Source organism: Sphingosinithalassobacter sp. CS137 (genome assembly GCF_014334115.1).
In the GTDB taxonomy this organism is placed as follows: domain Bacteria; phylum Pseudomonadota; class Alphaproteobacteria; order Sphingomonadales; family Sphingomonadaceae; genus Sphingomonas.
In genome coordinates this window covers 2,075,323-2,100,226 of sequence record NZ_CP060494.1, presented here as the reverse complement: position 1 = coordinate 2,100,226, position 24,904 = coordinate 2,075,323, and the positions used below count along the sequence as shown (strand labels likewise).

General features: G+C 67.3%; 19 protein-coding genes. 9 read left to right on the top strand and 10 right to left on the bottom strand.

What is annotated here, in order from left to right; all coding sequences use genetic code 11:
* Positions 1 to 58: 58 nt before the first annotated feature.
* The 5 genes from H7V21_RS10385 (at position 59) to H7V21_RS10365 (ending at position 8,444) form a co-directional block, all read left to right on the top strand.
* Positions 59 to 859, top strand: a complete 801-nt coding sequence (locus H7V21_RS10385) for an undecaprenyl-diphosphate phosphatase (RefSeq protein ID WP_188053629.1) — start codon at positions 59 to 61, stop codon at positions 857 to 859.
* A gap of 142 nt (positions 860 to 1,001) precedes the next feature.
* A complete protein-coding gene (locus tag H7V21_RS10380) occupies positions 1,002 to 2,447 on the top strand; it encodes an NAD(P)-dependent oxidoreductase (RefSeq protein ID WP_188053628.1) in 1,446 nt (481 codons plus the stop codon).
* Positions 2,444 to 6,985 carry a glutamate synthase large subunit gene (gene gltB / locus H7V21_RS10375; RefSeq protein ID WP_188053626.1) on the top strand — a complete coding sequence of 1,514 codons (4,542 nt, stop codon included), beginning with the start codon at positions 2,444 to 2,446 and terminating at the stop codon, positions 6,983 to 6,985. The genes H7V21_RS10380 and gltB overlap by 4 nt, the downstream gene beginning before the upstream one ends.
* A gap of 90 nt (positions 6,986 to 7,075) precedes the next feature.
* The gene (locus H7V21_RS10370; protein ID WP_188053624.1) at positions 7,076 to 7,747 is read left to right on the top strand and encodes a glutathione S-transferase family protein; all 672 of its coding nucleotides are present in this window, start codon (positions 7,076 to 7,078) and stop codon (positions 7,745 to 7,747) included.
* Between the two features lie 73 nt (positions 7,748 to 7,820).
* Positions 7,821 to 8,444, top strand: a complete 624-nt coding sequence (locus H7V21_RS10365; RefSeq protein WP_188053622.1) for a YbhB/YbcL family Raf kinase inhibitor-like protein — start codon at positions 7,821 to 7,823, stop codon at positions 8,442 to 8,444.
* A gap of 176 nt (positions 8,445 to 8,620) precedes the next feature.
* On the opposite strand, the gene H7V21_RS10360 is transcribed toward H7V21_RS10365, so the two are convergent.
* Together H7V21_RS10360 and H7V21_RS10355 are read right to left on the bottom strand one after the other, a co-directional pair.
* Positions 8,621 to 9,472, bottom strand: coding sequence for a glucose 1-dehydrogenase (locus H7V21_RS10360; protein WP_188053620.1), 852 nt, complete (start codon positions 9,470 to 9,472; stop codon positions 8,621 to 8,623).
* A gap of 575 nt (positions 9,473 to 10,047) precedes the next feature.
* The gene (locus H7V21_RS10355; protein WP_188053618.1) at positions 10,048 to 11,085 is read right to left on the bottom strand and encodes a GGDEF domain-containing protein; all 1,038 of its coding nucleotides are present in this window, start codon (positions 11,083 to 11,085) and stop codon (positions 10,048 to 10,050) included.
* A gap of 125 nt (positions 11,086 to 11,210) precedes the next feature.
* Between H7V21_RS10355 and H7V21_RS10350 the strand changes: the two genes are divergently transcribed.
* On the top strand, positions 11,211 to 11,531 hold the full coding sequence (locus H7V21_RS10350) for an antibiotic biosynthesis monooxygenase family protein (RefSeq protein WP_188053616.1): 321 nt from the start codon (positions 11,211 to 11,213) through the stop codon (positions 11,529 to 11,531).
* Here the strand turns inward: H7V21_RS10350 and H7V21_RS10345 are convergent.
* Positions 11,528 to 12,061: a peroxiredoxin gene (locus tag H7V21_RS10345; protein WP_188053614.1), complete on the bottom strand. Its 534-nt coding sequence runs from the start codon at positions 12,059 to 12,061 to the stop codon at positions 11,528 to 11,530. The genes H7V21_RS10350 and H7V21_RS10345 overlap by 4 nt on opposite strands.
* A gap of 38 nt (positions 12,062 to 12,099) precedes the next feature.
* Complete coding sequence (locus tag H7V21_RS10340) at positions 12,100 to 13,161, bottom strand: phospholipase A (RefSeq protein ID WP_188053612.1); 1,062 nt, start codon at positions 13,159 to 13,161, stop codon at positions 12,100 to 12,102.
* Between the two features lie 96 nt (positions 13,162 to 13,257).
* Here H7V21_RS10340 and hisN point away from each other — a divergent pair, with 96 nt between their 5' ends.
* Positions 13,258 to 14,040 carry a histidinol-phosphatase gene (gene hisN, locus H7V21_RS10335; protein ID WP_188053610.1) on the top strand — a complete coding sequence of 261 codons (783 nt, stop codon included), beginning with the start codon at positions 13,258 to 13,260 and terminating at the stop codon, positions 14,038 to 14,040.
* A gap of 36 nt (positions 14,041 to 14,076) precedes the next feature.
* Here the strand turns inward: hisN and H7V21_RS10330 are convergent, their stop codons facing one another.
* Together H7V21_RS10330 and H7V21_RS10325 are read right to left on the bottom strand one after the other, a co-directional pair.
* Positions 14,077 to 16,899: a TonB-dependent receptor plug domain-containing protein gene (locus tag H7V21_RS10330; protein WP_262503820.1), complete on the bottom strand. Its 2,823-nt coding sequence runs from the start codon at positions 16,897 to 16,899 to the stop codon at positions 14,077 to 14,079.
* 203 nt (positions 16,900 to 17,102) lie between these two features.
* The gene (locus H7V21_RS10325) at positions 17,103 to 18,266 is read right to left on the bottom strand and encodes an acyl-CoA dehydrogenase family protein (protein WP_188053606.1); all 1,164 of its coding nucleotides are present in this window, start codon (positions 18,264 to 18,266) and stop codon (positions 17,103 to 17,105) included.
* Between the two features lie 139 nt (positions 18,267 to 18,405).
* Here H7V21_RS10325 and H7V21_RS10320 point away from each other — a divergent pair, with 139 nt between their 5' ends.
* Complete coding sequence (locus H7V21_RS10320) at positions 18,406 to 19,947, top strand: acyl-CoA synthetase (RefSeq protein ID WP_188053603.1); 1,542 nt, start codon at positions 18,406 to 18,408, stop codon at positions 19,945 to 19,947.
* A 24-nt stretch (positions 19,948 to 19,971) separates the two neighbouring features.
* Here H7V21_RS10320 and H7V21_RS10315 read toward each other — a convergent pair whose 3' ends face one another.
* The 4 genes from H7V21_RS10315 to H7V21_RS10300 form a co-directional block, all read right to left on the bottom strand.
* Positions 19,972 to 20,751: an SDR family NAD(P)-dependent oxidoreductase gene (locus H7V21_RS10315; RefSeq protein WP_188053601.1), complete on the bottom strand. Its 780-nt coding sequence runs from the start codon at positions 20,749 to 20,751 to the stop codon at positions 19,972 to 19,974.
* Between the two features lie 15 nt (positions 20,752 to 20,766).
* Positions 20,767 to 21,894: a CaiB/BaiF CoA transferase family protein gene (locus H7V21_RS10310; RefSeq protein ID WP_188053599.1), complete on the bottom strand. Its 1,128-nt coding sequence runs from the start codon at positions 21,892 to 21,894 to the stop codon at positions 20,767 to 20,769.
* Positions 21,895 to 21,899: 5 nt separating this feature from the next.
* Complete coding sequence (locus H7V21_RS10305) at positions 21,900 to 23,054, bottom strand: acetyl-CoA C-acetyltransferase (protein ID WP_188053597.1); 1,155 nt, start codon at positions 23,052 to 23,054, stop codon at positions 21,900 to 21,902.
* Positions 23,055 to 23,157: 103 nt separating this feature from the next.
* Positions 23,158 to 24,357 (bottom strand): phospholipase D-like domain-containing protein, encoded by a 1,200-nt coding sequence (locus tag H7V21_RS10300; RefSeq protein WP_188056489.1) that lies wholly within the window; start codon positions 24,355 to 24,357, stop codon positions 23,158 to 23,160.
* Positions 24,358 to 24,519: 162 nt separating this feature from the next.
* On the opposite strand from H7V21_RS10300, the gene rpoZ reads away from it, so the two are divergent.
* On the top strand, positions 24,520 to 24,864 hold the full coding sequence (gene rpoZ / locus H7V21_RS10295) for a DNA-directed RNA polymerase subunit omega (protein ID WP_188053596.1): 345 nt from the start codon (positions 24,520 to 24,522) through the stop codon (positions 24,862 to 24,864).
* Positions 24,865 to 24,904: the final 40 nt, after the last annotated feature.

The following is a 24,904-nucleotide window of genomic DNA, read 5'->3' as shown; positions in this document are numbered from 1 at the left end:
ATCACGCAGGCAGTTGCCGCTGGGGATCGCGCGCGGGGTTCAAGGGGCTTAGAAGCACATGTCGGAGTTGGTCGTCGTCATTCTCCTCGGCATTCTCGAGGGGTTGACCGAATTCCTGCCTGTCTCGTCGACCGGCCATCTGATCCTCGGCGGCGAGCTGTTCGGCTTTACCGACGAAGGCTCGGTCACGTTCAAGATCGCCATCCAGTTCGGGGCGATCCTGGCGGTGATCGTCGCCTATTGGCAGACCTTCTGGGGCATGGGCATGGGCGTGCTGCGCCGCGAGCGGGAACCACTGCTGTTCGCGCGCAACATCCTGATCGGCTTCCTCCCCGCGCTCGTGATCGGCGTGCTCGTCTATGATGCGGTGCGGGCGGCGATGCAGACGCCGGTGATCGTGGCGGTGGCGCTGATCGTTGGCGGGATCGCGATCCTCGTCATCGAGCGGATGGTGAAGCTGGTGCGCGTCCACCGCGTCGAGGAGATGCCGCTCAAGACCGCCGGTTCGATCGGCGTCGTCCAGTGCCTGGCGATGCTGCCCGGAGTCAGCCGGTCCGGCGCGACGATCATGGGCGCGCTGCTGATGGGCGTCGAACGCAAGACGGCGGCGGAGTTCAGCTTCTTCCTCGCCGTACCCACCATGCTCGCCGCTACCGTCTATGCGCTGTGGAAGGACCGCGATCTGCTGAGCGTGGACGATCTCACCAGTATCGCGATCGGCTTCGCCTGCGCCTTTGTCGCCGCATTGCTGGTGGTGAAGGCGTTCGTCAGGGTGGTGGGGAGGTTCGGCTTCGCTCCGTTCGCCTGGTACCGAATCGTGATCGGGAGCATCGCGCTCATCTGGCTGGTGAACCGCTAGGTCCGAGTCGGGCCATTATTTTCGAGCGCTCTTTGGCGTTGGCGTCGCCTACTGGCCTTTCCCCGCTGATTAGGTAAGTAGATCTTACCTTTATAGCGGATTTCGCGTGACTTTACGCCTGCACTGCTGTATCGGCGACCGGATGGCAGACAGCGCAACACTCCGGTTCGTCGATCACGGGCAGGCCTATCCGGCCAAGCGGGCGCCCGGCGCCCGTGCGGGCGATTTCGACGAAATCTCCGAACGCTTTCCGGTCGAGCAGGCCGCGGACCAGGCGGGACGCTGCTCGCAGTGCGGCGTGCCCTATTGCGCGGTGCATTGCCCGCTGCACAACCATATCCCGGACTGGCTGCGCTTGACCGCCGAGGGGCGGCTTCGCGAAGCCTATGAGCTCTCGAACCTTACGTCGACCATGCCGGAGATCTGCGGTCGCATCTGCCCGCAGGACCGGCTGTGCGAAGGCAATTGTGTGATCGAATTCTCCGGTCACGGCGCAGTGACGATCGGATCGGTCGAGAAGTTCATCACCGATACCGCGTGGGACGAAGGTTGGGTCGAGCCGCTCGAGCCCGGTCCGGCGCGTGGCCAGTCGGTCGGCGTGATCGGCGCGGGGCCCGCCGGCTTGACCGCAGCCGAATATCTGCGCCGCGCCGGCTATGAAGTGCATGTCTATGATCGCTACGATCGTGCCGGCGGACTGTTGATCTACGGCATCCCGGGCTTCAAGCTCGAGAAGCATGTCGTCACGCGCCGCACCGAGCGGCTGGCGGCGGGCGGCATCGTCTTTCACACCGGCTTCGAGGTCGGCCGCGACGCCAGCCTCGACGCGTTGCGCGAGCGCCACGACGCGCTGCTGATCGCCACCGGCGTCTATAAGCCGCGCGCGCTGAAGCTGGAAGGCGCCGGCCGGCAAGGCGTGGTCGAAGCGCTCGACTATCTGATCGCCTCCAACCGCCGCGGCTTCGGCGACACGCTGCCGCCCGACGCGGCGGTGCTCGACGCTGCGCACAAGCATGTCGTGGTCGTGGGCGGCGGCGACACGGCGATGGACTGCGTGCGCACCGCCGTTCGCCAGGGCGCGGCATCGGTGAAGTGCCTCTATCGCCGCGACCGCGCGAACATGCCGGGATCGCAGCGCGAAGTCGCCAATGCCGAAGAAGAGGGCGTCGAATTCGTCTGGCTCTCGGCACCTACGGCGTTCGAAGGCGGTGACTCGGTTTCGCACGTGCGCGCGACCCGGATGCGCCTCGGCGCACCCGACGCCACCGGCCGCCGCAGCCCCGAGCCCGAGCCGGACAGCGACTTCGCCATGCCCGCCGATCTCGTCATCCGGGCGCTGGGCTTCGATGCGGAGGATCTGCCGACGCTGTTCGAAGCGCCCGAGCTCGGCGTCACGCGCTGGGGGACGGTGCGAACCGACGGCAAGACGATGATGACGAGCCTCGACGGCGTGTTCGCGGCCGGAGACATCGTGCGCGGCGCAAGCCTCGTCGTCTGGGCGATCCGCGACGGTCGCGACGTGGCCGATCAGATGCATCAGTGGCTGAAGGCACGCGCCGACGCCGGAAACGCGAAAGTGGCGGCATGATGAACGAAACCGAGCGCCAGCGCATCGCGCGCGAGGGCATGTACCGCCCCGAATTCGAAGGCGACGCCTGCGGCGTCGGCCTGGTCGCCGCAACCGACGGCAAGGCGAGCCGCCGGGTCGTTCAATCGGCGATCGATGCGCTTCGAGCGGTGTGGCACCGCGGCGCGGTCGACGCCGACGGCAAGACCGGTGACGGCGCGGGGCTGCACGTCGATCTGCCCGCCGCCTTCTTCGACGATGCGATCGCCGATTCGGGCCACCGCGTGCTGCCGAACCGGCTCGCCGTCGGCATGATCTTCCTGCCGCGCACCGATCTGACCGCGCAGGAGACGTGCCGCACGATCGTCGAGAGCGAGCTCATCGACGCGGGCTACACCATCTATGGCTGGCGCCAGGTGCCGGTCGACGTCTCGGTCATCGGCCTGAAGGCGCAGGCGACTAGGCCCGAGATCGAGCAGATCATGATCGCCGGACCGATGCCCGATGCGATGGATGCAGCCGAGTTCGAGAAGGAGCTCTATCTCGTCCGCCGCCGCATCGAGCGGCGCGCAATCGCCGCACAGATCAGCGGCTTCTATATCTGCTCGCTCAGCTGCCGGTCGATCATCTACAAGGGGCTGTTCCTCGCCGAGAGCCTGTCGGATTTCTATCCCGACCTCACCGACGAACGCTTCGCCAGCCGGGTCGCGATCTTCCATCAGCGCTATTCGACCAACACCTTCCCGCAATGGTGGCTGGCGCAGCCGTTCCGCTGCCTCGCGCACAATGGCGAGATCAACACGATCCGCGGCAACAAGAACTGGATGCTCAGCCACGAGATCAAGATGGCGAGCCTGGCGTTCGGCGAACATTCGGAGGACATCAAGCCGGTCATCCCCGCCGGCGCGAGCGATACCGCTGCGCTCGATGCGGTATTCGAAGCGATTTGTCGTTCGGGCCGCGACGCGCCCACCGCCAAGCTGATGCTGGTGCCCGAGGCATGGCAGGACCAGCCGGACATGCCGCCGGCCCATCTCGCCATGTACAAATATCTGGCGAGCGTGATGGAGCCGTGGGACGGCCCCGCCGCGCTGGCCATGACCGACGGGCGCTGGGCGGTTGCGGGCATGGATCGCAACGCGCTGCGGCCGCTGCGCTACACGCGCACTTCGGATGGACTGCTGATCGTGGGCTCGGAAACCGGGATGGTGCCGGTTGCCGAGGCCAATGTCGTCGAAAAGGGCCGGCTCGGCCCCGGTCAGATGCTCGCGATCGACCTGGATGCCGGCGAAGTGCTGCACGATCAGGCAGTGAAGGACCGCGTCGCCACCGAAGCGGACTATGCGGGCATGGTCGGCGAGTTCCTGACGATCGACGACCTTCCCGCAGCTCCGGAAGCGCCCGTTTGCCGCTATAGCCGGGCCGAACTCACACGCCGCCAGGTGGCGGCGGGCCAGACCCTCGAGGACATGGAGCTGATCCTCGCTCCGATGGTCGAGGGCGCCAAGGAAGCGATCGGCTCGATGGGAGACGACACGCCGCTTGCCGTCATCTCCGACAAGCCGCGGCTGATCAGCCAGTTCTTCCGCCAGAACTTCAGTCAGGTCACCAATCCGCCGATCGACAGCCTTCGCGAGCGGCATGTGATGTCGCTCAAGACTAGGTTCGGCAATCTGGCCAACATCCTGGATGTCGACGGCCAGACGAACCGTGTGCTGGTGCTCGACAGCCCGGTGCTCGGCTGTTCGGGCTGGGAGCGGCTGAAGGCGCATTTCGGCAGCCAGGCCGCCGAGATCGACTGCACCTTCGATGCGCACGCTGGGCCGGAGGCGCTGCGCGCGTCGATCGCCGAGATTCGCCTCCAGGCCGAACAGGCTGTGCGCGAGGGGCGCAGCGAGCTGTTCCTCACCGACGAAGCGGTCGGCCCCGATCGCGTCGCGATTCCCGGCGTGCTGGCCGCGGCCGCAGTGCACACACATCTCGTGCGCAAGGGGCTGCGCTCCTACGCCAGCGTCAACATCCGCACCGCCGAGTGCCTCGACACGCATTATTATGCCGTGCTGATCGGCGTCGGCGCGACCACGGTGAACGCCTATCTCGCCGAGGCCGCGATCGAGGACCGGCACGCGCGGGGACTGTTCGGAGCGCTGAGCTTCGACGAATGCCTTGATCGCCACCGGAAGGCGATCGAGGAGGGTCTGCTCAAGATCCTCTCGAAGATGGGGATCGCCGTGATCTCCAGCTATCGTGGCGGCTACAACTTCGAATCGGTCGGGCTCAGCCGGTCGCTGGTGAACGACCTGTTCCCCGGCATGCCGACCAAGATTTCCGGCGAAGGCTATGCTTCGCTGTACGTCAATGCGAAAAGCCGGCACGACGCGGCGTTCGATGCGATGGTGGCGACGCTGCCGATCGGCGGTTTCTATCGCCAGCGCCACACCGGCGAGACTCACGCCTATTCGGCGCAGCTGATGCACTTGCTGCAGACCGCCGTCGCGACCGACAGCTATTCGACCTATCTCAATTTCTCGCGCGGCGTGCGGGATCTGCCGCCGGTCTATCTGCGCGATCTGCTCGAATTCAACTATCCGGGCGAGGGTGTGCCGATCGACCAGGTCGAGGCGATCACCGAGATCCGCAAGCGCTTCGTAACGCCGGGAATGAGCCTGGGCGCGCTGAGCCCCGAGGCGCACGAGACGCTGGCGATCGCGATGAACCGCATCGGCGCCAAGGCAGTATCGGGCGAGGGCGGCGAGGACACGGAGCGCTACAAGCCCCGCGAGAATGGCGACAATGCCAATTCGACGATCAAGCAGATCGCGAGCGGCCGCTTCGGCGTGACCGCCGAATATCTGAACGCGTGCGACGAGATCGAGATCAAGGTCGCGCAGGGCGCAAAACCCGGCGAGGGCGGGCAGCTGCCCGGCTTCAAGGTGACCGAGTTCATCGCCAAGCTGCGCCATGCGACTCCCGGCGTCACGCTGATCTCGCCGCCGCCGCACCACGACATCTATTCGATCGAGGATCTCGCGCAGCTGATCTACGATCTCAAGCAGATCAATCCGCGAGCGCGCGTCTGCGTTAAACTCGTGAGCTCGGCGGGGATCGGCACGGTCGCGGCGGGCGTCGCCAAGGCGCATGCCGACGTGATCCTGGTCGCCGGGCACACCGGCGGCACCGGCGCCTCTCCGTTCACATCGATCAAATATGCCGGCACCCCCTGGGAAATGGGCCTCAGCGAAGTCAATCAGACGCTGACGCTGAACGGACTGCGCGGGCGCGTGACGCTCCGCACCGACGGCGGGCTCAAGACCGGGCGCGACATCGTGATCGCCGCGATCCTGGGTGCCGAGGAATTCGGCATCGGCACGCTCTCGCTCGTCGCGATGGGCTGCATCATGGTCCGCCAATGCCATTCGAACACCTGCCCGGTGGGCGTGTGCACCCAGGACGAGAAGCTGCGCGCAAAGTTCGTCGGAACGCCCGAGAAGGTGATCAACCTGATGACCTTCATCGCCGAGGAAGTGCGCGAGATCCTGGCGCGGCTCGGATGCAGGAGCCTCGACGACGTGATCGGCCGCACCGAGCTGCTGCGCCAGGTGAGCCGCGGCGCCGAGCATCTCGACGACCTCGACCTCAATCCGATCCTGGCCAAGGTCGACGCTGACGAGGACCAGCGGCGGTTCAGCCTCAACACCTTCCGCAACGAGGTTCCCGACGGTCTCGACGCGCAGATGATCAAGGATGCCGCCGCCGTTTTCTCGCGCGGCGAGCGGATGCAGCTCACCTATTCGGTGCGCAACACGCATCGCGCCGTGGGAACGCGGCTCTCGAGTGAGATCACGCGCCGGTTCGGCATGTCCAAGCTCGCCGAGGGTCATGTTCACGTCCGGCTGCGCGGCTCGGCGGGCCAGTCGCTCGGCGCGTTCCTGTGCAAGGGAGTGACGCTCGAGGTGTTCGGCGACGCCAATGATTATGTCGGCAAGGGGCTTTCGGGAGGCACGATCATCGTGCGGCCGATGGTGAGCTCGCCGCTCGAAAGCTGGAAGAACACCATCGTCGGCAACACCGTTCTCTACGGCGCGACCAGCGGCAAGCTGTTCGCGGCGGGCCAGGCGGGCGAGCGCTTCGCGGTGCGCAATTCGGGCGCCACGGTGGTGGTCGAAGGCTGCGGCGCGAACGGCTGCGAATATATGACCGGCGGCATCGCCGTGGTGCTGGGGGCCGTCGGGCGCAACTTTGGCGCAGGCATGACCGGGGGCATGGCCTTCGTCTATGATGCCGACGAGAGCTTCGCGCTGCGCGCCAATTCCGAGAGCATCGTCTGGCAGCGGCTCGACGCGGCGCATTGGGAAGAAGTGTTGCGCGGGCTTATCGAGGCGCATGCACAGGCGACCGACAGCAAATGGTCAGCGGGCCTGCTCGCCGACTGGGCGCGCGAACGCGGCAAATTCTGGCAGGTCGTACCGAAGGAAATGCTCGAGCGCCTGCCGCATCCGCTCAGTGATACGCCGGTCGAGGAAGCGGCGCACCCGGAGGAAATCGTGGCGGCGGAATAGGACCGCCGCCGCCGCCGCGGGAGGAAGATCGACCGCGCACCTTCGCGGATCCGCTTCCCCGCGAGTCCGCGTACCGCTAAGGAACGGCCCATGTGGACCCTCCTCCAGTTCCCGCTGTGCCCCTTCTCGCGCAAAGTCCGAATCGTGCTCGGCGAAAAGGGTGTCGGCTATGATCTCGTGCGCGAATCGCCCTGGCTTCAGCGCGACGAATTCTTCGATCTGAACCCCGCGCGCGAGACGCCGGTGATGGTCGACGAGGAACGCGGCGTCGTGCTGGTCGATTCGACGGCGATCTGCGAATTCTTCGAGGAAACGGTCAGCAAGGCTTCGCTGCTGGGCGGCACTGCGCCCGAGCGCGCCGAAGTGCGCCGATTGGTCACCTGGTTCGACGCGCATTTCTATCGCGACGTCACGGCGCCGCTGCTCCACGAACGGATGCTCAAGCGTATCGTCCACAAGCAGGCACCCGACGCCGGTGCGCTGCGGGCCGCGATGAAGGCGGCGGTCAGCCACCTCGACTATGTCGACTATCTGCTCGATCACCGCACCTGGCTGGGAGGTGCGACGATGAGTTTCGCCGACTGCGCAGCCGCAGCGCAGATCTCGGTCGCCGAGTATCTTGGCGGGATTGACTGGAAGGGCAATGAGCAGGCCAAGGGATGGTATGTGCGGATGAAAAGCCGCCCCAGCTTTCGCCCGCTTCTGAGCGAGCGGATGGAAGGGATCGTGCCGCCTGCGCAATATGAGGCGCTCGATCTCTGATGGCTCCGCAGCAGGCGGCGGCGGGAGCGCGACGGCTGCTGCGGCGTTGCATCGCGGGAAAGGAGACGCGCCGATGCTCGAACACGTCCCCCATTGGCTGGGCCATGCGCTGAAAGGCGTGCGCGCGGGCGCCGACAAGCTCGCAATCGTTCAGCCCGAGCTCGGCAGCTTCGACAACCTGCATCTTGCCAGCCCTGCCTTCGCCAACGGCGCGCGCCTTCCCGTGCGCTTCACCGAGGATGGCGAGGGCGTTTCGCCACCGCTGTTCTGGACCGGTGTGCCAGAAGGAGCCGAGCGACTGGCGCTGATCGTCGAGGATGCCGATGCCCCGACACCGGCGCCGCTGGTGCATGCGGTCGTCTGGGATCTTCCGCCGCATGACGGCGAGCTGGTCGAAGGCGCGATCCAGGCCGACGGCAAGGCCGGAGCCGACGGCAGCGACGTGGGGCGAAACAGCTATTTCGCCGAGGGCTGGCTGCCGCCCGATCCTCCCACCGGCCATGGCGAGCATCATTATGCGTTTCAGCTCTTCGCGCTCGCCGCGGGGCCGGACGTGGGCGACAATCCCGGGCGCGGCGCGCTGGTGCGGGCAATGGCCGGCAAGGTACTTGCGGCCGGCTTGCTCACCGGCACCTATTCGCGCGGAGAGGCGCCCCCTGTCCGCCGGGCGCACTCCGCGCGCACTGCGCCAGCGTAAGCGATCGCCGCACGCTCGATCCGGAGTCCGTGCTCGGGCAGGCCGCCGAACGCTTTGCCGATCACGCGGCCGCCAAGGCTGCGCCGATAGCCGCACGCGCCTCGGCCTGACGCGACCAGACGGCGCCGGCGCGGGCCGCCGGAAATGTTTTCCGTTGGCGGCGAGCGGCGGCTAGCTCAGCCGTTGACGACGATGCCGCCGTTCGGGTGCAGCACCTGCCCCGACATATAGCTGGCGTCCTCGCAGGCGAGAAAGAGGAAGGACGGCGCGACTTCGTTGGGCTGTCCGGGGCGGCCCATGGGAGTCGATTCGCCGAAATGCTCGAGCTTCTCTTCGGTGGCGCCGCCCTTCGGATTGAGCGGAGTCCAGATCGGCCCCGGGGCAACGGCGTTCACGCGAATGCCCTTCTCGGCGAGATTGCCGGAGAGCGATCGCGTGAACGCTGTAATCGCACCCTTGGTGCTCGAATAATCCAGCAATTCCGGCGATCCCTTGTACATCGTCACCGAGGTGCAGTTCACGATCGCGGCACCTTTCTTAAGATGCGGCAGCGCCGCCTGAACCATGAAGAACATGCCGAAGATGTTCGTCTGGAAGGTCCGGCGCAGCTGCTTTTCGGTGATTTCGGTGATGTTCTTGTCGGGATGCTGCTCGCCGGCATTGTTCACCAGCACATCGATGCGGCCGAATTTCTCGACCACCTGCCGGATCGCGGACGTGCAGAAGTCTTCGTCGCCGACGTCGCCGGCGATGGTGAGTGCCTCCCGGCCTTCGCCGCGAACGATCTGCGCGGTCTTCTCGGCGTCGTCATGCTCGCACAGATACACGATCGCGACATCGGCGCCTTCGCGGGCATAGAGCGCCGCCACGGCGCGGCCGATGCCGCTGTCGGCGCCCGTCACCACCGCCACCTTGCCTTCGAGGCGCCCCGAGCCGGGATAGCGCGGCTCCCAGTCCGGCTTGGGCTCGAGAGTGCTCTCGTGGCCGGGCAGATTGTCTTCGTGAACCATCTCGACGGTATCGGTCATGGGGGCATGCTCCCGTGCATGTGTTTGGGAATACTGCCCGAACCGGCGCCTGCCGCTTCGGGTTCCGTGCACGGGCCGGCGAATCGGAGATGTGGAGGAATTGTGCGGCGAATGTGGGCGCCGCAGCCCGGGCGCCCACGGGCGCAGCGGATCAGCCTAGAAGGGCCGATCCCTGCGCGCCGCTGACGACGATCAGAAGGGTGGTGACGGCGAACGAAGCGACGCCGACCAGCAGATTGCGAACCATGATGGCTGCTCCCCTTGGGTGCTTGACTGAGGCGATCAGGCGACCGGCAGAACCGGGCTGGACGCGAAGACGAGAACCGCGGTGAAGAGGAGCGCGCCCGCAAAGGCGGCCGAACGCTGGAGCGAATCGAGACGAAGTACCATGATGTTTCTCCCTGCAAATCGGCGGGTTCGGACCGTCCGGCCGCCGTTACCCGATCATTTGCAGGGGCTGTGCCATTTTCACTAAGGCACTGGAATCAAACGCTGCGCCTTTTTCAGGGGCGGCGTATTGGGAATTCACACAGAAGCACATCGTGAAATCCGCCAACTTGTGGCGCCGACTTTCCTCAGCCGGTCCGGACGCAGTTCCGGCCGTTGTTCTTCGCGGTGTAGAGCAGCCTGTCGGCGCGCTGGAACAGCGACTGGAAACTGTCGTCCCTGGCTCCGGCAGCAAGTCCGGCCGAAAAGGTGATCTCGCCGAGCGGGGCGTCGCTCTCGCGCAGCCGGTATCGCTTGGCGGCGACGGTCGCCCGCGCAGTATCGAGTGTCGCGCGCGCCGGCTCTAGGGCGATGCCCGCGAACAGCACCGCGAACTCCTCACCGCCATAACGGGCGACGAGATGGCCGCTGCACGCCTGCGACAGCGCCTCGGCGATCGCCTTGAGCACTCGATCACCCACGGCATGGCCGAAGCGATCGTTGACCGACTTGAAGTGATCGACGTCGCACACCGCAAGGCAGAGCCGTTCGCCTGCAGCCGACTGGGCGGTAAAGGCCTCTTCGAGCGCCCGCCGGTTGGGCAGCTCGGTCAGCGGATCGCGCCGGGCATTGTCGCGCGCTTCCTCAAGCTTCTTGCGGAGATCGCTCGCTTCGCGGGTGGCGGATTCAAGTCGGCTCTCGGCAGTGCGCACGCGCGTCAGCATCGCCGCCGTGATTCGCGCGACTTCATCGAGCATCACGCCGTCGTTCCCCACTTCGGCGCGCGACTGATTGATGGCGGCGGCACTCGCGGCGAGATCGCGGCCGAAGCCCTCGGTTTCAGCGCGCATCGCATGCATGATGTCCTCGAAACCCTCGACCTGCATCTGGGTCTGCGCGACCAGCCCTTCGGCCTTTTTGCCGTCGGTGGCCTCGCTCTGGCCGGGCGTGGCCTCGCAGCCGAGCGACTCGATGTCGCGCCGAGTCAGCCGCACGCCGCCGTCGGTCAGCGCCGCCACTGCACGGGCGAGCGGCCCCTCCGGGTTCTCGAGAAGATGATAGGCGAAAGCGAAATTGGTCGGATCGGGCTCAAGCCGCTGATCGAACAGAAACGCGCCGATTCGATCATATAGCCGGCGGCTTGCATCGCCGGCGCTGCTCGCTCGGACCGCCCTCACCCCGGCCATAAGGCTCAAACCCCTACCCTGCCGCATGCGGCGATATCCTGCGTACGGCGCGATTCCATGGGAACCGAGTTAGGCCCGAAACTGCTAACATCCGGTGAGCGCCCGCGAAAACCGAAGGAGGCATTATGTTCGTCGCGGTCTATTGGTGGCGCGTCCACCCAGGCAAGGAAGCGCAGTTCCGAAAGGCGTGGCGGCGCGGGACCGAGCTGATCCGGGAACGCTACGGCAGCTACGGCTCCCGGCTGCACCAGGAGCGCGACGGCCGATTCGTCGGCTATGCCGAATGGCCGGACGAAGCGGCGTGGCAGCGGGCCTATGACGCCAAGATGGTCTATGACGAGCCCGAGACCCGCGCTGCCTTCGTCGATGCCGTCGCCGAAGTCCCGCCGGACAATCTTCCCGCCTTCACGATGACGGTGACCGACGACCTGCTCGACCGCGATTAATCAGCCGCGGCCCCGAGTTCGCGTACCGCCGCCAGCGTGCCGGTGACGTGGCCGGCGAACGCGGGATCGTCGTGGACATAGGCGATCCTGCCATCGCGGCCGATGACATAGCTGGTGCGGCTGGTCATCGCTCCATTGCCGCGCAGCGCCACGTCATATCCGCGAATCACTGCCGCATCGGCGTGCGCGACCGGGAAGCGGCCCGCGCAATGCTCCACCGAGAAGCGCTGCAGCTTGTCGATCGGATCGGCGGACATTCCGATCACCTGTGCCCCGGCGGCGCGAAACGCGTCGGCCGCCTCGGAAAAGGCGCGGGCTTCGGCATTGCAGCCGGGCGTGAAGGCGGCGGGAAAGAAATAGAGCACCACCGGGCCGCGCGCGAGCTGATCCGAAAGCTTCAGCGGAAAGGCCCTGCCATCCAGCGCCCCCTGGGTTCGGAAATCGGGCGCCTGAGCACCGATCGTCAGCGCAGCCAGCGCCGGCGAGGCTGCCGCGACGAGCGCCGCGGGAAGGAGCAATCGTGTCCACATCGGAGTCTTCTCCCATTCGTTCGCCCTGTTGTCACCGCTCAGCGGGTCAGCGCTATTCCGACTCGTACATGGCTGTCCTCGACGCGAAACTCATCGAGCACCTCGCCATCGCCAGTGAACGCCTGACCGAAGAGATAGGCACCGATGCGATCGTCGATCCTGGCCAGCGGCCAGGAAACGAACAGTTCGGCAGCGCCTCTGCCCGTTTCGAAATTCCCCCGGCCTGTGACGGCGATCTTCAGCCCGTCCGGCCGCGACAGCGCGGCAGTGATCGACATATATCCCCAATAGTCGGCGAGATCCGGTGCCGCGCCTTGCTTGCCGACGTAGAACCAAGCCTGTGGCGCGAGATCGAGCCGCCAGTCGCCCCCGAGATCGATGCGATGTTCGATGCGCGCGAAGATGCGGTTGGCGTCGATCGAGCCGACCGCGCCGCGGCCGTTCGAATCGTGGCGCCAGCCGAGCGCCAGCGTGCTGGCGTCGCCGACCGGCACATCGGCATAGACTTCGGGGCTGTAAGTGGTGGCGCGGAACGGCCCCGAATCTTGATCGAGCGCCCAGAACATCGTCTGCGTATAGCCGAAGCGAAGATTGCTGAGTGCGCCCTCGCCGCCGATCGGCTGAAAGGCGAAGCTCACTTGCAGCTTCGCACCGGAATCGCCGAGGCCGAAGGCGCCATAAACGGGCTCGTGAGGGGAAAACCGATCGAGAAAGCCCGCCGACGATCCTGTCGCGCTCTGTACCACCGTCTCCCCCGGCTCGGGCAGGCGTGCCGGCGGGAACGCCTCGGCGCGCGGGACCGCGGCCTCCGCAAGCCCGACAGGAACGTAGCGCAGCTTCGCGAAGCCGCCCGGCGCGACGCTGCGCTCCGGCGCCGGCAGCCGCTCGAGCACCAGCCGCGTCCCGTCGGCCGCGGTCACTTCGATCTGGCGCGGACCCTGCGCGGACACCGGCACCTCGCCTTCGTTGACCAGATAGACTTCGACTCCGCCCAGCGCCTCGCGCTCGGATGCGGGCTGAACCGGCACCGTGCGCACCTGCGCTGCGGCAGGGAACGCCGTGGCGGCCAGAAGAGGAGCGAGGAGCAATCTGCGGCGCATCGGCTCGACGGATTGGCAGTCGATTGTGACGATGGCGAGTCGAATCTGCCGTCGGCGCGGGCTGGCGAGCGCCGTCCGGGAGCGCTAGGCAGCGGCATGACCGTTTCCTCCGCCGACATCGCCCTCGCCGAGCAGCTCGCCGACTCCGCGCGCGCGGCGATCCTCCCTTATTTTCGCGCGCCGCATGGGCTGGAGGCAAAGGCGGACAAGTCGCCGGTGACGCTGGCCGATCGCGCCGCCGAGGAGGCGATGCGCAAGCTGCTGATCGCCGAGCGGCCGATGGATGCGATCGCGGGCGAGGAATTCGGCGAGCGCGAGGGGGCCAGCGGCCGCCGATGGGTGCTCGATCCGATCGACGGCACGCGCGCCTTCATCGCCGGGCGGCCCATCTTCGGAACATTGATCGCGCTGCTCGAGGACGGCTGGCCGGTGCTGGGTATCATCGACCAGCCGATCCTGAAGGAGCGTTGGCTGGGAGTCGTGGGCCGCCCGACCACGTTGAACGGCGCGCCCGCGACGACGCGGCGCTGCCGCGAGATCGGCGAGGCGCTGCTCGCCACGACGTCGCCCGCGCTGTTCGACGACGGGCAGCTCCATGCCTTCGAGCATCTCGACGGCCAGGTGCTCAGCACCGTGCTGGGCGGCGATTGCTACAATTATGCATGCCTTGCCTCGGGCCATCTCGACATCGTCGTCGAGGCGCAGCTCAAGCTGCACGATTTCGCCGCCTTGGTGCCGGTCGTGGAAGGCGCGGGCGGACGGATGTGCGATTGGGCCGGCGACCCGCTGACCGCGACAAGCAACGGCGAAGTCATCGCCGCGGGCGATCCGGCCCGCGTCGAGGAGATTCTCGATGCGCTCGCCTGCCGCGGTCATTGAGCGGTCCGGAACCGATCGGCCCCGGACCCGCTGCGTTCAGAAGAACAGCTTGCGAATGCTGATCGAAACCTGCCGGCCGACGGGATCGAGCAGATCCGGCTGATAGCTGAGCGGCACGGCGCCGCTGCTGTCGGTAACGCGCTGGCGCGCATCGAAGACATTGTCGAGGCTGAGCGAGACCCGCGTTCCGCGCAACCACGGATGATCGCGGGTGAGCGAGAGTTGCTGCCCCAGATCCGCAAACAGCCGCAAGTCGATGGTGGTGAACGGCGCGAAATCGAGTGGCTCTGGCGCCCCCAGCGTGCCGGCGTTGACGCGCGTTCCGCTCCGCCAATCGGCACTGATCCGCGCGCCGATCCCGTCCTTGAAGATGCCCGCGCGGAATTCCAGTTCGTGGCGCGGCTGCCCGCCCGTGCTGCCCGTGGCGTCGCCGTTCAGCCGGTCGATCACCGGCAGTCCTTCGCGGATCAGGACTTCGTCGCGCAGGTGGACGGTATGATAGAGGCTGAAGTTGATCCGGCCCGCGCCCATTCCGTCGCGCCCGCCCCGCCGGCCGCCAAAACCGCCGCCGGGGCCGCGCGGCGTGCGCGCGCCTTCCGTCGGCGACCCTTCCTGCCCGGACGAACCCGCGGCCTGCTCCCCGCCATTCCGTGGCGGCTGCCCGCCGCCTTCGGCGTCGCCGCGTCGCTCGCCCCGCTGCTGGCGCATGCGCTGAAGCTCCTCGGGCACCGGCGGCGCCGGCTGGCCGGTGCGCTCGGCTTCCTCGCGCGCCGCGCGATAGCGCTCGATGCGGCGCTGGACCGTCGAGGTGAGCGGCATCGAGAAGTTGAAGCCGTAGCGGATCTGCTCGCGTTCGGTGCGCGCGAAATTGACCGCGCGAGTATCGACCTGGATCAGCCGGCCCGAAGTGTCGCGGACGAAGCGGTCCGGAAAGGCCGCCTCGATCGCGGCGGTGGCGGCAGGGAGGCTGGAAATGTCGTTTCGGGTCGTGCTGCGCACATAGTCCGCGCTGAACCGCAGATCGGGCTCCTCGAGAATCCGGGCATTGACGCCGAGCTTGAAGACGCTGCGGTCATCCGGCGCCAGATCGGGATTACCGCCGGTGATCGTCGTCACATCGACGGTCTCGCCTCGGGTATAGTCGAAGACGCTGACGTTGGGCGTCACCAGCGTCGGATCGCCCAGCTGCTGCGGCGTCGGGGCGCCTTCCTCCTCGGTTACCGATACGAGGAAGCGCAGATCGTCGACCGGCTCCCAATTCACGCCATAGCCATAGGTGAGCAGCGTCCCGAAATCCGACAGTTGCTCCACCTCGACATTGCCGTTCAGCGTGATGTCGCCGGCGAAATCGAGCACGGCTTCGCGCGTGCTCGCAATCGGCACGTCCACGCTGAGCTGTCCGCTCGCCAGGTCGCGCGAGACGCTGCTCGACCGCATCATGCCCGAGCGCAGCGTCTCGCTTTCGAAGTCGGTCGTCGTCGCGCCGACCCGCAGGCTGGTGGTGACGTCGCCGGTCGGCAGCGAGAGCGGCGCACCGGCGATCTGCGCCTGTAGCTCGCCCACGCTGGAGGCCGAGCGTGTGCGATCGACCGGTAGCGCATCGAGCAGCGCGAGCGGCGGGGTCGCGAAGGGATTCACTCCCGGATCGCCGGCATCGAGCGCCGCCTGCAGCCCGCTGGCATCGACTCCGCGATCGGTGAAGGTCTCGCTGGTCGAATAATCGTAGTTGCCGGTGACCGACCAGCGCCACTCCTCCGAATCGCCGTTGATCGCGAGGCCGAGATGCGCGGTGCGCCCATCGGTGCTGCGCGTAAGCGGGGCGAGCGAGGGATAGTAGCGGTAAAGCTCCACCGGCCCGGAGAAGGGCGAGAAGGGACTGCCCGCAGGGAGAGTGACAACTGCCCCGGGAAGCCCGAGCAGCGTCTCGCCATTGGTCGCTTCGAGTTCCGCATTGAGTGTCGCGGTGATGTCCGTGGACAGAGCGCGACTCACCACAGCATTGATGCTGAGCTGTTCGCTCGGCCCCCGCAGCGTGCGATAGGGGGTGAGGCCGTTCGCATTCGGCGTGTTGGCGGTCGGCACGAAGCCCGCCAGCGCCGGTGCGCCGCCCGCGGCTCCGCCCGGCACGCCCGCGACGGTGACGGGTATGCCGGCAATCGCGCTCAGCGCGGGATCGATCTCGCCCACGCCTCCTGGCGCAGTGATGTTGCCCACCACATCGTAGAAGCCGGTCGAGGTGGTCGGCACGATGTCGCGCTCGCTCTCGAGCAGCGCCGAGCTGCCCTCATATTCGACATTCAAGTTGAAGCGTCCGTTCGAATTGAGGCGCAGCAGCCCGCCCTCTGCCTCGACGGCGGAAAAGCCGCCGGCGGTGGGCACTTCGCCTTCCAGCTCGGCCGTGAACGACCGGAAACGCTCGCGCAGCACGAAATTCACCACGCGCTGGTCGGCGCGATAGCCGTATTTGAGCGCGACTTCCTCGGGAAGAATCTCGACTCGCTCGATCGCTTCGGTGGGGATGTCGCGCAACTCGCGAAAGCCCGAAATGCGGCGACCATTGAGCAGCAGCACCGGCCTTTCGCCGCCGCGCCCGCGCGCGCTGCCGGTCTGCGGCGCAAGTGCCTCGAGCAATTCCTCGATCGAACTCGCGCCATAGGAGCGGACATCGGCGGGAGTCAGCACCTGCTCGGGCTCGATATCGCCGATCACCGAGCCGCGCAGTTCGCTGCGCACCACGATTTCCTCGGCTTCATAGGCCTCGCCCTGCGGGGCTGCGTCCTGCGGGTTCGGCTCGGCCGGTCCGGTGGAGGCGGGAGGAGCTTCCTGCGCTGCCAGTGCCATTGGCGAGGCCGTGATCATCAATGCGCCGAAAAGGCACCCCAGTTTACGCATCGCAGCCGATACTCCCTACGCCATAGCCGCGAACGCCGGATGGGCCCGCGAAGTCTTCCCGGCCCCACTAGAAGTCACTTGTCGCAAAATTGTGCCAGGCGCGTGCGGATTTGTCGCAGCGCAGCGACAAATCCGCGACGGGCGCGCGCCTGGCAGATGCCGGAACGCGGCTAGAGCGAGCGCGCGATCAGCAGCTTCATGATCTCGTTCGAACCGCCGTAGATGCGCTGGACGCGGCTGTTCCGGAACATACGGGCGATCGGATAGTCGTTCACATAGCCATAGCCGCCGTGGAGCTGAAGGCAGGCATCGACGATCTCCCACTCGGTGTCGGTGGCGCGCAGCTTCGCGATCGCCGCGGTCGTAAGGTCGAGCGTGCCCTCGATCTGGCGCTGGATACAGTCATTGACGAACACCTTGGCGACGGTCGCCTTGGCCTTGCATTCGGCGAGCACGAACTGGGTGTTCTGGAAATCGAGGATACGCTGGCCGAACGCCTTGCGCTCCTTGACGTACTCGATCGTGGTTTCGAGCGCGCGCTCCATCGTCTGGATTGATCCCACCGCGATGATCAGCCGTTCGCGGGGGAGCTCGGCCATCAGCTGGCGAAAGCCCTGGCCTTCCTCGAGGCCGAGAAGATTCTCCGACGGCACCCAGACATCGTCGAAGAACAGCTCAGACGTGTCCTGCGCATCGTTGCCGATCTTGTCGAGCGCCTTGCCGCGGCGGAATCCTTCCGCCTGGTCGGTTTCGACGACCAGCAGCGACACGCCCCTGCCGCCCGCTTCGGGATCGGTCTTGGCGACGACGACAATGAAATCGGCGATCTGGCCGTTCGAGATGAACGTCTTGGCGCCGTTGATGCGATAGCCGTTGCCGTCCTTCAGCGCAGTAGTGCGGATCGCCTGAAGGTCCGACCCGGCACCCGGCTCGCTCATTGCGATCGCCGAGATGCTCTCACCCGAGCAGAGCTTGGGCAACCACCGCTTCTTCTGCTCCTCGGTGCCGTGGGCGAGCACATAGGGCAGGATGATGACATTGTGGAGCGACAGCGCAAAGCCCTCGACCCCGTGCTTCCCCACCTGCTCGACCGCGACGATATCGTGCCGGAAGTCGCCGCCCGCGCCGCCATATTCGGTGGGGATCGACACGCCGAGCAGCCCCGCTTCGCCTGCCTCGCGCCAGAAGGCGGGCTCGACCTGCCCGGCCTCGCGCCACCGCGCGATGCGCTCGGGAGTCGCCGCGCGTTCGAAGAAGCGGCCGGCTCCCTCGGCGAAGGCTTCGATCTCGGGATCGCGCATGCAGGCGGGGGGCGGTACGTCCAGTGCAGCCATTCCAGTCTCTCCAGCTCGCCCGGTGTGCTCCCGGGTCGTCGCCTCCTTGGTCGCAGAGCCGGGGCACGCGCACAAGTACTTGCACGAGTGTAAGCAAGGCCGCATCCTGCCGCGAAAACACAAAGTGGGAGAGACTGGGATGCATCCGCGGCACTTCGCCGCCAGCGATCCGGCGCGCGCCGCCGTGATCGTGGCGGAAACCGGCACGAGGTTGAGTTTCGAGGCGCTCGAACGGCGCGCGAACCAGGGCGCCCATCGCCTGCGCGGCGACGGCCTTCGCGCGGGCGACGCGGTCGCGGCCTGGCTGCCGAACGGAATCGCCTTTTTCGAACTCTTCTGGGCGGCCCAGCGCGCGGGGCTCTATTTCGTGCCTGTTTCCACTGCGCTCACCGCCGAAGAGGCCGTGTATATTCTCGCCGATTCGGGTGCGCGCGTCCTCGTCGCCTCGCCCGAGGTCGCGGGGGCGGCGGGCATCGCCGAGCGGCTGCCGGACGGCGTCCGCGCGATCTACGCCGCCGGAGGCGCGCTGGCCGGTGCCGAAAGCTGGTCCGCTGCGCTCGATGCTTGCCCGGATACGCCGATCGCCGACGAAACGGCGGGCACGCACATGGTCTATTCGTCCGGCACCACCGGCCGACCGAAGGGCATCCGCCTGCCGCTGACCGGTGGCGCGGCGGAGGAGCCGCACCCGCTCGCGGCGTTTCTCCAGATGCGCTTCGGCCTCACCGAGCGCGACGTGCTGCTGACGCCCGCGCCGCTGTATCACACCGCGCCGCTTGCCTTCAGCACGGGCATGCAGCGGCTGGGCGGCACGGTCGTGGTACTGCGCAAATTCGATGCCGAGGCCGCCCTGCGCGCGATCGAGGAGCATCGCGTCACCTTCACTCAGATGGTGCCGACGATGTTTGCACGGCTGCTGCGGCTTCCCGAGGAAACGCGCACCCGCCACGACCTCTCGTCGCTGCGCCACCTCGTCCATGCGGCGGCGCCGTGCCCGATCCCGGTCAAGCGCGCGATGATCGACTGGCTGGGGCCGATCATCTCCGAATATTATGCCGGATCGGAAAACAACGGCGCCACCTTCATCACTTCCGAGGAGTGGCTGGCGAAGCCCGGCTCGGTCGGCCGCTCGACCACCGCGATCGTCCACATCTGCGACGAAGACGGCGCCGAGCTCCCGCCGGGCGCCCCCGGGCTCGTCTATTTCGAGAGTGCCGTTCCCTTCGCCTATCACAATGATCCGGAGAAGACGGCCAGCGTGCGCCACCCCGAACATCCGAGCTGGTCGACGCTCGGCGACATCGGCTTCCTCGACGAGGACGGCTATCTCTTCCTCACCGACCGAGCGAGTTTCCTCATCATCTCGGGCGGCGTGAACATCTATCCCCAGGAGACCGAGAATCTGCTGCTGACGCACCCGAAGGTGGCCGACGCGGCAGTGATCGGCGTGCCCGACGCCGAGATGGGCGAGCAAGTGAAGGCAGTGATCGAGCCGGTCGACTGGGGCGATGCCACGCCCGATTTCGCCGAGGAGCTGATCGGCTGGTGCCGTGAGCGGCTCAGCCACGTCAAATGCCCGAAATCGATCGACTTCGAGCGGGCGCTGCCGCGCCATGAGACCGGCAAGCTCTACAAGCGCAAGCTGCGCGACCGGTACTGGCAGGCGGCCGAGGCGGAGTAGCTCCGCCCCGGCACACGCCGTGCCTCAGCGCGGAGCCATGCGGATCGCGCCGTCGAGGCGAACGTCCTCGCCGTTGAAATAGGGATTGCGGAGCATTTCGAGCGCCAGGCTCGCATAGTCCTCGGGGTGGCCGAGCCGCTTCGGGAACGGCACGGACGCGGCGAGCGCCTCCTTCACCTGCGGCGGCGCGGCATTCATCAGCGGCGTGTCGAAAATGCCGGGCAGGATCGTGTTGACGCGGATGCCCTCGGCCGAAAGATCGCGCGCGATCGGCAGGGTCATGCCGACGATGCCGCCCTTCGACGCCGAATAGGCCGCCTGGCCGATCTGCCCGTCCTCGGCCGCGACGCTCGCGGTGTTGACGATCGCGCCACGCTCGCCGCCTTCTCCGGGCTCGAGCGTCAGCATGCCCGCGGCCGATTTCGAGATGCACCGGAACGTGCCGACCAGATTCACCTGAATCACCCAGTCGAAGGCCGCGGCGGGAAACACCTTGATCTCGCCCGTCGCCTTGTCGCGCCCGACCGTCTTGAACGCGTTGCCGACGCCTGCGCAATTGACGAGAATCCGCTCCTGCCCGTGCGCCGCGCGCGCCTTTTCGAACCCGGCATCGACCTCCTCGTCCGAGCGCACATCGACCTTGCAGAAGACCCCGCCGATCTCGCTCGCGACTGCCTCGCCCTTCTCTTCGTTCATGTCGAACAGCGCGACCTTCGCGCCCGCCTTCGCCAGCGCGCGCGCCGTTGCCGCACCGAGTCCGGAGGCGCCGCCCGTGACCACTGCCGCCGTAGCTTCGAACTTCATCGTCGTTCCTCTCGTCTATTGAATGGCACCCGAGGCGCGCAGCGCCGCGAGCTTTTCGTCGTCATATCCCAGCGCACCGAGCACCGTGTCGGTATCGACACCCACGGCACCCGGCGACGTCGGCGCTGCCGCGGGCGTGCGCGAGAATCGGGGCGCCGGCGCCGGTTCGATACTGCCGCCCACTTCGTCGAACGTGCCGCGCGCCCGATTGTGCGGGTGCGCCGCCGCCTCACCCATGGTCAGAACCGGGGAGACGCACGCCTGGGTGCCGGCGAACGCCTCGGCCCATTCGTCACGGCTTCGGGTCGCGAAGATCGTCTCGAGCCGCGCGCTCTGTGCGGGCCAGCGCGCGACGTCCATCTGCTGCGCGAAGTCCGGATCGCCGGCGAGGCCAAGGCCGTCGAGCAACGCCGCATAGAAAGGCGGCTCGATCGCTCCCACCGCCACGAACCGTCCGTCGGAGCAGCCATAGCTGCGGTAGAAGGGCGCGGCGCCGCTGAGCAGATTGGCACCCGCACCGTCGCGCCACATGCCCGCGCCGCGAAAGCCCCAGCTCATCGCCGCGAGCAGCGCCGCGCCGTCGGTCATCGCGGCATCGACCACCTGGCCCGCCGCGCCGCGCTGCACCGCGAGCAGCGCCGCGACCATGCCGAACGCGAGCAGCATCCCGCCACCGCCGAAATCGCCGACATAGTTCGCCGGCGCGACCGGCGGCGCGCCCGGCCGGCCGATCCCTTCGAGCACGCCCGCGACCGCGATATAGTTGATGTCGTGCCCCGGCAGGTCGGCGAGCGGGCCATGCTGGCCCCAGCCGGTCATCCGGCCATAGACGAGCTTCGGATTGCCGGCGAGCAGCGCGTCCGGGCCGAGCCCGAGCCGCTCCATCACGCCCGGCCGATAGCCCTCGATCAGCCCGTCGGCAGTGCCGCACAGCGCGCGCGCGACCGCGACGCCTTCGGGCTGCTTCAAGTCGAGTGCTATCGAGCGCCGCGACCGCGCGAGCGCGGCCGGGCCGAAGCTCGCGCCCGGCCGGTCGATCCGGATCACCTCGGCGCCATGATCGGCGAGCATCATGCCCGTGAACGGGCCCGGCCCGATCCCGGCGAACTCGACGATCCGCAGCCCGTCCAACGCTCCGGGCATCGCGATCAGAGCGCCTCGACGATGGTCACGTTGGCGAGCCCGCCGCCTTCGCACATCGTCTGCAGGCCGTAGCGCAGCTTGCGCTTGCGCAGCGCGTGGATCAGCGTCGTCATCAGCTTGGTACCGCTGGCGCCGAGCGGATGGCCGAGCGCGATCGCGCCACCGTTGACGTTGAGCCGATCGTGCGATCCGCCCGTATGCTCCATCCAGGCGAGCGGCACCGGCGCGAACGCCTCATTGACTTCATAGAGGTCGATGTCGTCGATCTTCATGCCCGCGCGCTTGAGCGCCCGATCGGTCGCGAACAGCGGCTCTTCCAGCATCACCACCGGGTCGCCCCCGGTGACGGTGAGGTTCACGATCCGCGCGAGCGGAGTGAGGCCATGATCCTTGAGCGCCTGTTCGGACACGACCAGCACGGCCGACGATCCGTCGCAGATCTGGCTGGCGTTGCCCGCGGTGATCGCGCCGCCCTCGACCAGCGTCTTGAGGCTCGCGAGCCCCTCGGCGCTCGCGTCGAAGCGGATGCCTTCGTCCACCTTGTGGAGTTCGGTGCCATCCGCCGTCTCGACTTCGAGCGGGACGATTTCGTCCTCGAAATCGCCGCGCTCGGTGGCGGCGGCCGCGCGCTTATGGCTCTCCAGCGAATAGGCGTCGAGCTGTTCACGGCTGTAGCCGTATTTCCTGGCGATCATCTCGGCGCCGGTGAACTGGCTGAAGCCGCGCACGCCGAATCGCTCGAGGATATTGTCGCTGAACGGCTTGGCGCCGCCCGCGACCGAGGTGCCCATCGGAACGCGGCTCATATGCTCGACGCCGCTGGCGATCACCACGTCCTGCGTGCCCGACATCACGGCCTGCGCAGCGAACTGCAGCGCCTGTTGCGACGAGCCGCACTGGCGATCGACGGTGACCGCTGGCACGCTCTGCGGCAGTGTCGAGGCGAGCACCGAGTTGCGGCCGACGTGCAGCGCCTGCTCGCCCGCCTGGCCGACGCAGCCCATGACAACGTCGTCGATCGCCGCCGGATCGATGCCGCTGCGCTCGGCGATCGCCGAGAGAATCGCGCCGCCCAGATCCGCCGGGTGCCAGCTCATCAGCTTGCCGTTGCGTCGTCCGCCTGCGGTCCGCGCCGCCGCCACGATATATGCTTCCGCCATTGCCATCCTCTCGCCACCAGGTGCCGCATGTTTCCGCGACTTCGCTTACACTGGTGTAAGTGTGTTGACGGGCACGTCAACCCGCCGACGCGCGGAGCCGCAGTCAGTCCGGACGTCGGCGTCGCGTCTCGCCGTCGGACCGGTCGAAATTGAGCTGGCGGGTGACGCTGAAGTCGAGCACGACCATCACGAACCAGGCGGCCATCTGCTTCAGCCGACGCCACGGCGTTGCGCGCGCGCGATAGAGCTCCGCAGTGATCGTCTCCGATGCCGCCACTTCGCCGTCGACATAGGCACGGACATGCGCGGCAAAGGCCGGATCGTCGATCCGCAGCATCAGCTCGAGATTGAGAAAGAGGCTGCGAATGTCGAAATTGGCCGAGCCGATATGCACCACGTCGTCGACGACATAGAGCTTGGTGTGCAGTTTTGTCGGCTGATATTCGTAGATCTCGACCTGCTTGCGCAGCAGCCCCGCATAGGCGAAGCGCGCCGCCCAGATCGCCGCAGTATGATCCATTTTCGATGGCAGGACGAGCCGCACCCGGCCACGCCGCCCGGCCTCGTCAAGCCGCCGCAGCATCGCGGGGCTCGGCGCGAAATAGGCGGAGATGAGATCGATGCTCCGCGCGCGCTCCATTTCCTGCTTCACGATGCGCGCCCAGGGGGAGAGCCGACGCGTGGGACCGCCCATCAGCCAGCGGGCGTTGCCACTGGTTTCGCTCCACGCACGCAGTGTTTGCGTGAGGTCGCGAATCGGCGGGCGCCGCGCCTTGGTCCAGCGCTCCAGCGCGTCGTAATAGCCGGTCAGCCGCTGTGCCGCGGGGCCCTCGACCAGCAGCCCCAGGTCGCGCCAGGCGGCGTCCTCGACGGTGCCGAAATAGGATTCCTCGATGTTGAACCCGCCGATCATGGCGCGGGCATCGTCCTCCTCGCCGTCCGCCAGGGCGAGCTTCTGGTGATTGCGCAGCAGATAGCGCCTGCCGAACCGCGGCAGAAAGCGGCAGAGATCGACACCCGCCTCGCGCAGCGGATCGAAGAAGTCGCGTTGTTCGGCCGGTTCGCTGCCCATCCCGTCGACGATCAGCGATACGTCGACGCCGCGCCCCGCCGCCGCGATCAGCGCGTCGCGCACCGCCGCGCCCGCGCTGTCGTTCACATAGATATAGTAGAGCAGCCGCAGCGAACGACGCGCCGAGCCGATCAGGTCGAGCAGTACCTCGAGCCGTCGCGGCCCTTCGGTGACGAGCGTCAGGCGATTGCCGTCGACGGTGAATGCCGGTTGCGCCGCGGGCGAATGCATGACCGGGTGCATGAAGAGAAGGGCCGCGTTGCGCAAGCCCGGCTCGTGCGGGGGCCGTGGCGGGCAGGCTCGGCCGGAACGCGCCCGAAATCCTTGACATTGCGCGGCCCTTCGCCTATTTGCCGCGCTTTCCCGAGACTCCGTAGCCCAAGGAAGCGTAGCATGGCGCGCGTCACCGTCGAGGATTGCGTCGACAAGATTCCCAACCGGTTCGATCTGGTGCTGTTCGCGGCGCAACGCGCGCGGCAGATTTCCGGCGGTGCCGAGCTCACGATCGATCGCGATCGCGACAAGAACCCCGTGGTCGCCCTGCGCGAGATCGCCGAGCAGACGGTGAAGCCCAAGCAGCTCGAGGAAGCGGTGGTCTCCGGCCTCCAGCGCGTGCAGATCGACGATGAGGAAGCGCCCGACGAGCTCGGTTCGCTGTCCGATTCGGCCGAAGCGCTCCGGCTCACTGCCGCCGCGCCGCCGCGCAATCAGAATCTCGGCGCCGACTACGAAGGCTGAGGCCAGCCTGGACGAACGAACAGGGGCTGCGGCATTGCCG